This is a genomic window from Sphaerisporangium sp. NPDC088356, assembly GCF_040685555.1.
Lineage (GTDB): Bacteria > Actinomycetota > Actinomycetes > Streptosporangiales > Streptosporangiaceae > Sphaerisporangium.
Genome location: NZ_JBFBIK010000088.1, coordinates 20,573 through 31,833, shown reverse-complemented (window position 1 = coordinate 31,833; position 11,261 = coordinate 20,573). Strand labels below are relative to the sequence as shown.

Here is an 11,261-nt window from a genome sequence, read left to right as displayed (position 1 = left end):
GCCGGCGACCCACTCCGCCGGCCGTACGGCACCGTGCCTTCTCCGCCCGGCACGAGTGGACCTCCAAGCCTGGTGATCTTGTGTTCGCCGTGGCGCATGGATGATTTGCGCCCGACTGTGCCGGTAGCGATGGGAGCGCTCCCAACGGCTCCAATGGCCCTTATCGCGCTCAACGTCTTATTTCAAGCTCCTAACAGCCCCAGGAGTAACAGTTAGGTTTCAGCATATTGACGCCAGCATTGCCTATCGGCGACTCTTCGTGGGAGCGCTCCCAAACTTCGCTCGCGAGGTAGCCCTCGCGGGATCACGACTGAGGGATCCAGCACATCGCGGGGCCCGACTGTCGGGGCCGGCCCTCGATGCCACCTCCCAACGATCGGGCAACCACCTGAGAGGGGTCCGGAATGAAGAACAACATGCGCCGCGGCAGAATGCTCGCGGTCGCATCGGTGATGACCGCCGCGCTCGGTATCACCACCGCGTGCGCGTCCAGCGACACCGGTAGCACCACCGGCAGCTCGTCATCAGCGGCACCGGCGGAGAAGATCACCCTCACGCTGCAGACCTTCGGCGGCGGCACGAACTTCGGTTACAAGTCCGCCGTTGAGAAGTGGAACGCCGAGCACCCGAATGTGCAGGTCAAGTACAACAACCTGACCGACAGCTTCGAGAACGTCTATTGGCCCCAGATGCTGCAGTGGCTCCAGTCCGGCACGGGTGCCGGTGACGTCGTTGGCATCGACGAGGGTGGCATGGGCCTGGCCAAGGCCCGTCCCCAGTTCTTCACCGACCTCGGTCAGTACGGCCTGCAGAGCCGTCAGGCCGACTTCCCGGCGTGGAAGTGGGAGAACGGCCTCAACTCGGAGGGCAAGCTGTTCGCCCTCGGCACCGACGTCGGCGGAATGAGCATCTGCTACCGCGCGGACCTGTTCAAGAAGGCCGGACTGCCCACCGACCGGGACGAGGTCTCGAAGCTGTGGAGCGGCGGCTGGGACGACTTCGTCAAGGCCGGCCAGGACTTCCAGGCCAAGGTCAAGGATGCCAAGTTCGTCGACAGCGTCAACACCATCTACAACGTGGTGCTGTCGCAGGAGGCCGCCAAGAACGGCAACGTCACCTACTTCGACAAGAACCAGCAGCTGATCGTGGACAAGAACCCGGCCGTCAAGACCGCGTTCGACTTCACCACCAAGATCAGCCAGGCCGGTCTGACCGCCAAGCTGCAGAACTTCACCGACCCGTGGAACACGGGCTTCGTGAAGTCGCAGTTCGCGACCCTCGGCTGCCCCGGCTGGATGCTCGGCGTGGTGTCAGGCACCGCCGGTGACAAGTTCAAGGGCAAGTGGGACGTCGCTACGGTTCCCGGGGGCGGCGGCAACTGGGGCGGCTCCTGGCTCGCGGTGCCCAAGCAGTCCAAGCACCCGAAGGAGGCCGCCGAGCTGGCCAGTTACCTGACCAGCCCCGAGGCCCAGCTGCTGGCGTTCAAGGAGGGCGGCAACCTGCCCAGCACCATCCCGGCGCAGGACAACCCCGAGCTCCAGAGCGCGACCAACGAGTACTTCGACAACGCGCCCATCGGCAAGATCTTCGGGCCGTCCATCAAGTCGCTCCAGCCGACCTTCCTCGGTGAGAAGCACGCCCAGGTGAAGGCCGCGGTGGAGCAGATCATCATCGGCATGGACCAGGGCGCCGTGCCCTACGGCGAGGCATGGAAGAAGTTCGTCGAGGCGGGCCAGAAGGCGGCGGGCTGATCGTCCCCGAACGTCACCGGCCCCCCGTGGCAACCCTCCGGCGGGCCGGTGACCTCCTCTCCTGAGCGGCAGGCGGCAGCGGAACCACGCTGCCGCCCTTCGCTCCGAGCGCCGAAAGGTAAACCGTTGACCTCCTCCCGACGGACAGGCCCTGTGGAGTCCACCCCACACGGGCCGGCAGTTCGCGGCTCATCGACCGGAGGACTCCCCATGCCGCCGCAAGGGCAGCCCCTGCCTCCGTGGCACTCCCGCCGAGCGTGCTCATCGCCCGGCGGCGGGCACACCACACATCGCTTTCGACGAAAGAAGGAGAATGGGGCACTCTCCCCATGGCTGAAGGCCAGGGGACCCGCCCCGGAATTCCGATGAGCGTCAACGTCCGCACCCACCGTGCGGATCCCGCGCCTCCCCCACAACGGCCGGGGCGCCACCAATCGGGATCCTCACGCAGCTTCCGGTCCCAGTTCGACCTGAAAGCCACCCCCTACTTCCTCATCTCGCCGTACTTCATCCTCTTCGCGATCTTCGGCCTGTTCCCGCTCGTCTTCACCCTGTGGGTCTCGCTCCACGACTACGAGCTGGCCGGCGGCGACGCCAAGTTCACCGGCCTCGCGAACTACGCCAGCCTGCTGACCGACGCCGACTTCTGGAACGCGGTGATCAACACCGTCGGCATCTTCGCCCTCGCGACGGTGCCGCAGCTGGTTCTCGCGCTCATGCTGGCCAACGCCCTCAACAAGCGGATCCGGGGGCGGCTGTTCTTCCGCCTGGGGGTGCTTTTGCCCCTGGTCACCTCGGTCGTCGCGGTCGCCATCGTCTTCACCCAGCTCTTCGGCCGTGACTTCGGCCTGATCAACTACGTGCTCGGGTCCCTCGGCGTGGACAACATCAACTGGCAGAACGCCAAATGGTCGTCCTGGACCGCGATCGCCACCATGGTCGACTGGCGCTGGACCGGCTACAACGCGATCATCTACCTCGCGGGCATGCAGACGATCCCCCGCGACCTCTACGAGGCGGCGTCGATCGACGGGGCGTCCCCCCGCCGGCAGTTCTGGAGCATCACGCTGCCGATGATCCGCCCGACCATCATCTTCACGGTCTTCGTCTCCACGATCGGCGGGCTGACGCTCTTCGCCGAGCCGGTCATGTTCGGCAGCAACCGGATGGAGGGCGGCAGTACCGGTCAGTTCCAGACGATCGCGATGTACATCGTCAAAAAGGGGTTCAGGGACTTCGACTACGGCTACGCGGCGGCGGCCGCCTGGCTGCTGTTCATCCTGATCCTCCTCGGCGTCGCGATCAACTACGCGTTCGTCCGCCGGATCGGGGGCAGCAAGTGACCGCCATCACGCAGGTCAGGCCAGGCCGGGCCGCCGCCAGGAGCAAGCGGGACCCCTTCCGCGCCACGCCGCTCACCAAGATCTCCCTGCTGTTCACCATCCTTTTGTCGATCTTCCCGATCTACTGGATGGTCATCATCGCGTCGCGGACCAACTCCGACGCCGTCGAGGTGCCGCCGCCCCTGATTCCCGGAGGCAACCTCGGCGAGAACATCCAGCGGGTGCTCAACACCGAGGACGCGCACTTCCTCACCGGCCTGATGAACTCGCTGATCGTCACCTCCACCGTGACGATCTCCGTCGTGATCATCTCGACGTTCGCGGGCTTCGCCTTCGCCCGGCTCCACTTCCGCGGGCGCAACCTGCTGCTCGGCTCCATCCTGATCACGATGATGGTGCCGCTGCAGCAGATGGGCATCGTCCCGCTCTACCAGCTCATGGTGAGCCTCGGCTGGGTCGGGACGCTCAAGGCCGTCATCCTGCCGTACCTGCTCAACGGCTTCGGCGTGTTCATGATGACGCAGTACACCCACCAGGCCGTTCCCGAGGAACTGGTCGAGGCGGCCCGGGTGGACGGCGCGTCCACGATGCGCATCTGGTGGAACGTGATCCTGCCCGCCGTACGGCCCGGCATGGCCGTGCTGGCGTTGCAGACCTTCATGTTGAACTGGAACGAGTTCATGTGGCCCTTGATCGTGCTCACACCGGAGAACCCCACGGTGCAGGTCTCGATCAGCTTCCTCACCGCGGCCCACACCACCGACTACGTGCTGATCTTCACCGGCACGGCCCTCTCGGTACTACCCCTCATTGTTGTTTTCGTCGCGTTCGGCCGGCAGATCGTCGGCGGACTCATGGAAGGTGCGGTCAAAGCGTGACAACGCAGGAGACTCAACCCGAGACCGACGCCCCTGCCCTGGTGTTCCCCACCGGCTTCGTCTGGGGCGCCGCCACCTCGGCGTACCAGATCGAAGGCTCGATCAGCGCCGACGGGCGCGGGACCTCCATCTGGGACACGTTCGTACAGCAGCCGGGCCGCGTGCTCAACGGCGAGAACGCCGAGGTCGCGATCGACCACTATCGCCGCTACCGCGACGACGTGGCGGTCATGGCCGACCTCGGCCTGACCGCCTACCGCTTCTCGGTCTCCTGGCCGCGGATCCAACCGGACGGGGCGGGCAAGGTCAACGAGGCCGGTCTCGACTTCTACCGCCGCCTGGTGGACGAGCTGCTCTCCCACGGCATCGAGCCCTGGCTGACCCTGTACCACTGGGACCTGCCCCAGGCGCTCGAAGACCTCGGCGGCTGGCCGGTACGCGACACGTCGAAGCGCTTCGCCGACTTCACGGCCTGCGTGCACCAGGCCCTCGGCGACCGTGTCCGCAACTGGAGCACCGTGAACGAGCCCTGGTGTGCGGCCTTCCTCGGGTACGCCTCCGGCGAGCACGCTCCCGGACGGCGCGAGCCGGCCGCCTCCATCAGGGCCGCCCACCACCTGAACCTGGCCCACGGCCTGTCGGTCCAGGCCCTGCGCGCCCAGGGCGCCGGCGCCCAGATCGGGGGGTCGGTCAACCTGTACGCGATCACCCCGGCCTCGCAGGACGAGGCGGACCTGGACGCCGCCCGCCGCATCGACGGCCTGCAGAACCGGTTCTTCCTCGACGCGCTGCTGAAGGGCTCCTACCCCGAGGACGTGCTGGACGACCTGAGCAGCGTCACCGAGATCGACTTCATCCAGGACGGCGACCTGAAGACGATCTCCACGCCGTTCGACACGCTGATGGTGAACTACTACAGCCGCTTCACGGTGTCGGGGAAGCCGGGCGGCGCCGCCTCCGCCGCCGCCGCGCCGACCGGCGCGGGGTCGCCGTGGCCGGGCAGCGAGCACGTGTCGTTCGTGAACGGCGGGCGCCCGGTCACCTCGATGGGCTGGGAGATCGACGACATCGGCCTGTACGAGGTGCTCCAGCGGGTCGCCAGCGACTACCCGAGCATCCCGCTGGTCATCTCCGAGAACGGCGCGGCCTTCGAGGACGTCGTGACCGGCGAGACGGTGGACGACCAGGATCGCCTCGCCTACATCGAGGCGCACCTGCGCACCTGCCACGCCGCCATCGAGGCGGGGATACCCCTGAAGGGATACTTCGCCTGGTCCTTGATGGACAATTTCGAATGGGCATGGGGATACGGCAAGCGTTTCGGACTCGTCTACGTCGACTACCCCACCCAGCGCAGAACCCCCAAGGCCAGCGCGTTCTGGTACGCGGACACTATTCGCCGAGGCGGCCTTCGTGGTCCGGCAGAATAAGGCCACACTCTAGGAGGGGGCACTTCTCATGAACGGGGACCGCCGCTCGGGAGCGCGACCGACCCTCGAGGCCGTCGCCGCTCGCGCCGGGGTCGGCCGCGGCACGGTCTCACGCGTCATCAACGGCTCGCCGAAGGTCAGCGAGAAGGCGCGTGAGGCCGTGCAGCAGGCGATCGACGAGCTCGGCTATGTGCCCAACCGGGCGGCGCGCACCCTGGTCACCAGGCGCACGGACACGATCGCGCTGGTCGTGTCCGAGTCCGAGCAGCGCATCTTCGACGAGCCGTTCTTCGCGGGCATCATCCGCGGCATCGGCTCGTCGCTGTCGGAGACCGGGCTCCAGCTGATCCTGACCATGGCGCAGTCCAGCGACGAGCACGAGCGCCTTGAGCTCTACCTCACCGGCCAGCACGTCGACGGGGTCCTGCTGATCTCGCTGCACGGCGCCGACCCGCTGCCCGGCCGGCTGGAGGAGATGGGCGTGCCCACCGTCCTCGGCGGCCGGCCGGTCGGGTTCACGCCCTTCAGCTACGTCGACATGGACAACCGCGCGGGCGCCAGGCAGGCGGTCAAATACCTGCTCGCCAGGGGGCGGCGGCAGATCGCCACCATCGCCGGCACGCAGGACATGGGCGTGGGCGTCGACCGTCTCGCCGGGTACCGCGACGCGCTGCTGGCCACCGGCATGCCCGAACTCGTCGCGTATGGAGACTTCAGCGAGGGCAGTGCCGTCGCCGCGATGGAGCGGCTGATCGACGAGCATCCCACCCTCGACGCGGTGTTCGCCGCCTCCGACGCGATGGCCATCGGTGCGATGCGCGTGCTCAAGGAGCGCGGCAGGGCCATACCCGGCGACGTGGCGGTGATCGGCTTCGAGGACTCCGCCATCGCCGCGCAGACCGTGCCGCCGCTGACCAGCGTCCACCAGCCGACCGAGGCCATGGGCCGCCAGATGGCGCAGCTCCTGGTCGCCCGCATCAACGGCGAGCGCCTGGAGCAGCCCGTCGTGATACTGGACACGCATCTGGTCGAGCGCGGCTCGGCCTGACACGAGGAGCAAACCTTGCCCGAGCAGCGTTTCCCCGGGGAGTTCGTCTGGGGGGCGGCGACCTCCGCCTACCAGATCGAGGGCGCCACCGAGGAGGACGGGCGAGGGGTGTCCGTCTGGGACACCTTCGCGGCGGGCCCGGGCAACGTCAAGGACGGCGACACCGGGGCCGTGGCCGCCGACCACTACCACCGGTCCGGCGAGGACCTCGACGTGATGGCGTCAATCGGCCTGCGCGGCTACCGGTTCTCCATCGCCTGGCCGCGCGTCCAGCCCGAGGGCGCCGGCAGGCCCGACCAGCGGGGGCTCGACTTCTACCGCCGCCTCGCCGACGGGCTCCGCGAGCGTGGCATCCACCCGATGGCCACGCTGTTCCACTGGGACCTCCCCCAGGCATTGCAGGACGCGGGCGGCTGGGAGAACCGTGACACGGCCGAGCGGTTCGCCGACTACGCCGAGATCATGTTCGACGCCCTGGACATCCGCGACTGGCTGACCATCAACGAGCCCAAGACCGTGGTCGAGTGCGGTTACCGCTGGGGCATCCACGCTCCAGGCGTCCAGGACGACGGGCGGGCGTTCGTGGCCCTGCACCACCTGCTGCTCGCCCACGGGCGGGCGGCGCGCGTCCTGCACGACCGGCACCCGGGCCGCCGCGTCGGCCCCGCGCTCAACCTGCACCCCACCTACGCCGCCGACGACGCCCCTGAGACGGCGAAGGCGGTGTGGCACCAGGACGGCCTGGAGAACCGGCTGTACCTCGACCCCATCTTCACGGGCGCCTATCCCGAGGACACGCTGGAGTGGATCTCCGAGCGCAGCCCCATGGCCGCCCACGTCCTCGACGGGGACCTGGCCGTGATCAGCGAGCCGATCGACGTGCTCGGCGTGCAGTACTACAACCCGAACTTCATCGACGCCGAGGGCAACCGCGTCCTGAAGCACCCGACCGCCCAGCTCGACTGGCTGGAGATCTACCCGAGGGGCCTGTACGACACCCTCACCCGCCTGAGGGCGGACTACCCGGAGGTGCCGATCGTGGTCACCGAGAACGGCGTGCCGGCCCCCGACGTGGTCGGCCCGGACGGCGTGATCGACGACGCCGGGCGCGTCACCTTCCTGCGCGACCACCTCGCGGCCGTGCGGGACGCCCTGGCCGAGGGCGTCCCGGTGGAGGGCTACTACGTGTGGTCCCTCCTGGACAACTTCGAGTGGGCCGAGGGCTACAGCGCGCGCTTCGGCATCGTCCACGTCGACTACGCCACCCAGAAGAGGACGCTCAAGAACAGCGCCCTGTGGTACCGCGACGTGATCGCCACCGGCCGCCTGACCTGACGCCCCCTCCCCTGATTCCACTGACCGCCCCGAGTGGGTGAGCCATGCCCTCAAGCGCTCACGGGGTTGTCCCCGCCTCGGCCGGGGAGTCCTCTCCCAGACCGTTGAGCGCGTCCGCCTCGCCGTTCCGGTACCCGAGCCGGCCGGTTGGGTGTTCACGCTCACCACCGTCCAGGCAGGCGGCCTCGCCGGAAGTGGTTGGGCGCACATCACACCATAAAGATCGAAAACTACTGATTCCCTCGGTAAAGAAAGCGCGTCGAGTTGCGCCGAAAGAGGCGCACGGCCCGGTCTCGATTGAGAAATCGAAGGTAACCGGCAATAATATGCCTCATGACGAACTCAGAAGCTGGCCCAGTCTCCATGCTTCTGGCTTTCCGAGCGGAGAACGTCCGCTCGTTCCGCGACGAGCTGGAGTTCTCCATGGGGGCCACTGCCCTCGCGGAGGATGGTGTGCCGCGGGATGTGCCCTGGCGTCAAGGAGGGCACCCGGTCAGGGTGCTCCCCGTCGCAGGGTTGTTCGGCCCCAACGGATCCGGTAAGACCAACATGCTCAAAGCCCTGAGCGAGTTCCGCCAGCACGTCCTGCTGTCATTCCGCTCTGGTGATCCTTCTGGGGGCATGCCCCGACACCCGTTCCGCCTCGATGGGACGATCGCGGCCCGTCCGACACGGTTTGAGATCGACCTGATCCTGGATGGCGTCCGGCATGAGTATGGGGCGGTCTTCGATGACAGCGTCGTCCAACGCGAATGGGCCTACCGCTATCCGCGAGGTCGGGCGGCCCTGCTCTTTCTGCGGGAGAAGGGCAAAACGATCGAACTGGGAGCAAGCAATCGTGCCATAGGCCGCTCCCTCGAAAAGATCACTCGTCCGAACTCGCTGTTCCTCTCCGCAGCGGCAGCGGGAGGCCATCCGGATCTGCTGCCTCTCTTCCAGTGGTTCGAACGCAACCTGCTTCTCGCCGAAGCGTCGAGCCGGGAGGTGCGATGGGCCCTGACCACTCACCTTCTCCGCCACGACGACACTCGCGAGAGGATTCTCGCGCTGATCCGAGCCGCTGACCTGGGCATCTCAGATGTTCGGATCCGGCCGCTTGATCCCCAAGTAGTGGACCGTGTCCGCCGTGCCGTAAAGATTTTGGCCGGACGAGAGGAGGAGACGGAAGGGGCACCCGAGATCGACCTCACAGAGATGGGGCTGGTGCTCAGTCACCGCGGAGCGGGCGACGATGTCGACTTCGAGGTCGAGGAGGAATCGCTCGGCACCCTGGTCTGGCTGGGTCTGATCGGGCCTACCGTCAACGCATTGGAGCGGGGAAGCGTCCTGCTCGCCGACGAACTTGAAGCCAGCCTGCACCCAACGCTCGTCGCACACCTGATCGGGCTCTTCCAGGATCCGGAGTCCAATCCCCGCGGCGCCCAGTTGATCTTCAGCTCGCATGACGTCACGCTTCTCAGTGGGGCGACAAGCGGACGGGTACTGGGCCGCGACCAGATCTGGTTCACCGAGAAACTCGCCGATGGGAGCACTCGCCTATACCCATTGTCGGATCTGAGCCCAAGGAAGGAAGAGGCCGTCGACCGACGGTATCTTGACGGGCGGTACGGCGCCGCGCCGATCGTGAGTCACCAGGAGTTCACCGAAGCCGCCCGGCTCATCACAACCAGTAGGCGTGGATGAGGCGCCGGGCGCGTGACCTCCGAGGACCTCGGTCATTGTCGGTCGCCGAACGCCGCTCCATCTTGATCTTCACCGAGGGTAAGAAGACTGAGCCGATCTACCTTCAGCACTGGTATCGACTCCATCGGGATCGGGCCATCGTGGTGATCGACGAGTTCCACGGGGGTCCCCTTCAACTCGTCGAGACGGCTTGCGCGCGTAAGCAAGCGGATCTTCGTGAGAAGAAGCGTGGACGTGGCGACACCTTCGATGAATATTGGTGCGTGTTCGATGTCGATGAACACCACAACCTGGATCAGGCCGTCGAACTGGCCTTCAAGGGCGGAATCAGCATCGCCGTCTCAAATCCCTGCATCGAGCTATGGTTCATGATCCATTTTAAGGACCAGTGGGCCGGCCTTCATCGCCATGACGCGCAGGACAGAGCGGAGGAGCTCCTTGGCTGTGGGAAGGCGCCCACGGTGAAAGCGCTTGAGTTGCTCGTCGATCGCCACGATGTGGCGGTGAGCCGGGCACAGGCTCTCGATAAGAAACATGACGGCGACGGTTCGCCGCCCCGGTCGAATCCCAGCACTGATCTGTGGCGGCTGATCCAAAAAATCCGCAGCCCCTCTACCTGACCAGGCCTGACTGGAAGCGGTTTCGGGAGCAGACGCCCTTTGATGGTCATGGACCACGCAACCGTCTGAACAGAGCCCGGCTCCGTGGTCAGGAGTCCTCTCCTGGCGCGGGTAGGTTCCGCACCGCGTATCCGGGGACGGAGGGCCAGCGGACGGTGAGGACCACGGACCGCTCCTCGGCGTGCCAGGAGTGGTCGACGCCGTGGCCCCACACGACGTAGTCGCCGGGCTCGGCCAGCAGCACGCTGCGGCCGGGCAGCTCCACCCGGAAGCGCCCGCTGATCAGGATCAGCAGGGCGGTGCGCTTCTCGCCGGTGACCCACTCGGCACGCTCGTCGCCAGGGGGGTGCACGCCCCACTTGATCTCGACGTCCTCGCTGTGCCGCACGTCGCCGAACGGCTTGAAGTGCCCGAGCAGCCACCCCTTGTCACCCGCCGCGTCGACGTCCGCGCTCCCCACATACACGTTCTCCACGAGCGGCGACGCTAGCAGCCCGAAGGCCGTGTCTGTTGTGCGCCACCTCAAACGGCCGTCCACGCTCGTCCAGGACCATTGTCGGCGAAGCCGTTTGCAAGACCCTCTAGAGCAAGGAGACGGAGAAGCTCAAGCCGACAGCAACAGCTCGGCTCTATCGCCCTCAGACAGCCCCGCCTCGTACAGTCGAGCCTGCAACTCCCGGTGTGCCTGCCACACCTCGGCCGAGACACCGGGAAGATCGTAAACGTATTCGACAGTAACCGCCGTGTCCTTGGGGACGCCCAGGACGACGTGTTTGACCGACTCGACCGCCACCCGCAGCTCCGCAAGGGTCTCTGCGGACACCCCCAAGCTGATCGGAGCGTCCACGGGACCGGCGTACCAGACTTCGCCATAGAGATCGAGGGCGCGTTCCCGGCTCACGCGGAACGTCAGGCGGTGGAGAGTGCCACGGCGTCAGCTGGGCGACCAGAGACCCCCGGGCTGCTGTTCGCCCCACTGCCCGGCGGGCCGCTGGTCCACGCCGAGGTCATGAACCAGCGCCTCGGCTTTCAGGCGATGGGTACCGGGCGGTGGTGCACCAGCCGGTACCAGTTCGCCGACACCTTCAGGGTCGAGCCCTTAGCCTGCCCCGACCGCGCCCCGGCCGAGCAGAGCGGCCAATGCGCCCGGTGCGCCGGCCAGGACGAGTTCCG

The 11,261-nt window shown here is 66.9% G+C and carries 11 protein-coding genes; 8 read left to right on the top strand and 3 right to left on the bottom strand.

From position 1 onward, the window contains the following. The first annotated feature begins 416 nt into the window (after nucleotides 1-416). From AB0O34_RS26540 to AB0O34_RS26515, 6 genes are all read left to right on the top strand, one after another. Entirely contained in the window at nucleotides 417-1,751 is a 1,335-nt protein-coding gene (locus tag AB0O34_RS26540; protein WP_363919770.1) for an ABC transporter substrate-binding protein, read from the top strand. 365 nt (nucleotides 1,752-2,116) lie between these two features. Then, nucleotides 2,117-3,094, top strand: coding sequence for a sugar ABC transporter permease (locus tag AB0O34_RS26535; RefSeq protein ID WP_363919768.1), 978 nt, complete (start codon nucleotides 2,117-2,119; stop codon nucleotides 3,092-3,094). Continuing rightward, complete coding sequence (locus AB0O34_RS26530; protein ID WP_363919766.1) at nucleotides 3,091-3,972, top strand: carbohydrate ABC transporter permease; 882 nt, start codon at nucleotides 3,091-3,093, stop codon at nucleotides 3,970-3,972. The genes AB0O34_RS26535 and AB0O34_RS26530 overlap by 4 nt, the downstream gene beginning before the upstream one ends. Further along, entirely contained in the window at nucleotides 3,969-5,402 is a 1,434-nt protein-coding gene (locus tag AB0O34_RS26525; RefSeq protein WP_363919764.1) for a GH1 family beta-glucosidase, read from the top strand. Before AB0O34_RS26530 ends, AB0O34_RS26525 begins: the two co-directional genes overlap by 4 nt. A gap of 28 nt (nucleotides 5,403-5,430) precedes the next feature. Continuing rightward, nucleotides 5,431-6,450, top strand: coding sequence for a LacI family DNA-binding transcriptional regulator (locus AB0O34_RS26520; protein WP_363919762.1), 1,020 nt, complete (start codon nucleotides 5,431-5,433; stop codon nucleotides 6,448-6,450). 15 nt (nucleotides 6,451-6,465) lie between these two features. Further along, a complete protein-coding gene (locus AB0O34_RS26515) occupies nucleotides 6,466-7,785 on the top strand; it encodes a GH1 family beta-glucosidase (protein WP_363919760.1) in 1,320 nt (439 codons plus the stop codon). 58 nt (nucleotides 7,786-7,843) lie between these two features. On the opposite strand, the gene AB0O34_RS26510 is transcribed toward AB0O34_RS26515, so the two are convergent. Then, nucleotides 7,844-7,993 (bottom strand): hypothetical protein, encoded by a 150-nt coding sequence (locus AB0O34_RS26510; RefSeq protein ID WP_363919758.1) that lies wholly within the window; start codon nucleotides 7,991-7,993, stop codon nucleotides 7,844-7,846. 155 nt (nucleotides 7,994-8,148) lie between these two features. On the opposite strand from AB0O34_RS26510, the gene AB0O34_RS26505 reads away from it, so the two are divergent. Both AB0O34_RS26505 and AB0O34_RS26500 read left to right on the top strand, forming a co-directional pair. After that, nucleotides 8,149-9,468 (top strand): ATP-binding protein, encoded by a 1,320-nt coding sequence (locus AB0O34_RS26505; protein ID WP_363919756.1) that lies wholly within the window; start codon nucleotides 8,149-8,151, stop codon nucleotides 9,466-9,468. A 35-nt stretch (nucleotides 9,469-9,503) separates the two neighbouring features. Beyond that, nucleotides 9,504-10,088: an RloB family protein gene (locus AB0O34_RS26500; RefSeq protein ID WP_363919754.1), complete on the top strand. Its 585-nt coding sequence runs from the start codon at nucleotides 9,504-9,506 to the stop codon at nucleotides 10,086-10,088. A gap of 88 nt (nucleotides 10,089-10,176) precedes the next feature. On the opposite strand, the gene AB0O34_RS26495 is transcribed toward AB0O34_RS26500, so the two are convergent. Continuing rightward, complete coding sequence (locus AB0O34_RS26495; RefSeq protein ID WP_363919752.1) at nucleotides 10,177-10,563, bottom strand: signal peptidase I; 387 nt, start codon at nucleotides 10,561-10,563, stop codon at nucleotides 10,177-10,179. Nucleotides 10,564-10,692: 129 nt separating this feature from the next. Then, nucleotides 10,693-10,989, bottom strand: a complete 297-nt coding sequence (locus AB0O34_RS26490) for a hypothetical protein (RefSeq protein WP_363919750.1) — start codon at nucleotides 10,987-10,989, stop codon at nucleotides 10,693-10,695. Nucleotides 10,990-11,261: the final 272 nt, after the last annotated feature.

What these genes read in the sequence shown, in the direction of transcription:
- AB0O34_RS26540 (WP_363919770.1), top strand. Translation starts at nt 417, where the DNA reads ATGCGCCGCGGCAGAATGCTCGCGGTCGCATCGGTGATGACCGCCGCG.
- AB0O34_RS26535 (WP_363919768.1), top strand. Translation starts at nt 2,117, where the DNA reads ATGAGCGTCAACGTCCGCACCCACCGTGCGGATCCCGCGCCTCCCCCA.
- AB0O34_RS26520 (WP_363919762.1), top strand. Translation starts at nt 5,431, where the DNA reads ATGAACGGGGACCGCCGCTCGGGAGCGCGACCGACCCTCGAGGCCGTC.
- AB0O34_RS26505 (WP_363919756.1), top strand. Translation starts at nt 8,149, where the DNA reads ATGCTTCTGGCTTTCCGAGCGGAGAACGTCCGCTCGTTCCGCGACGAG.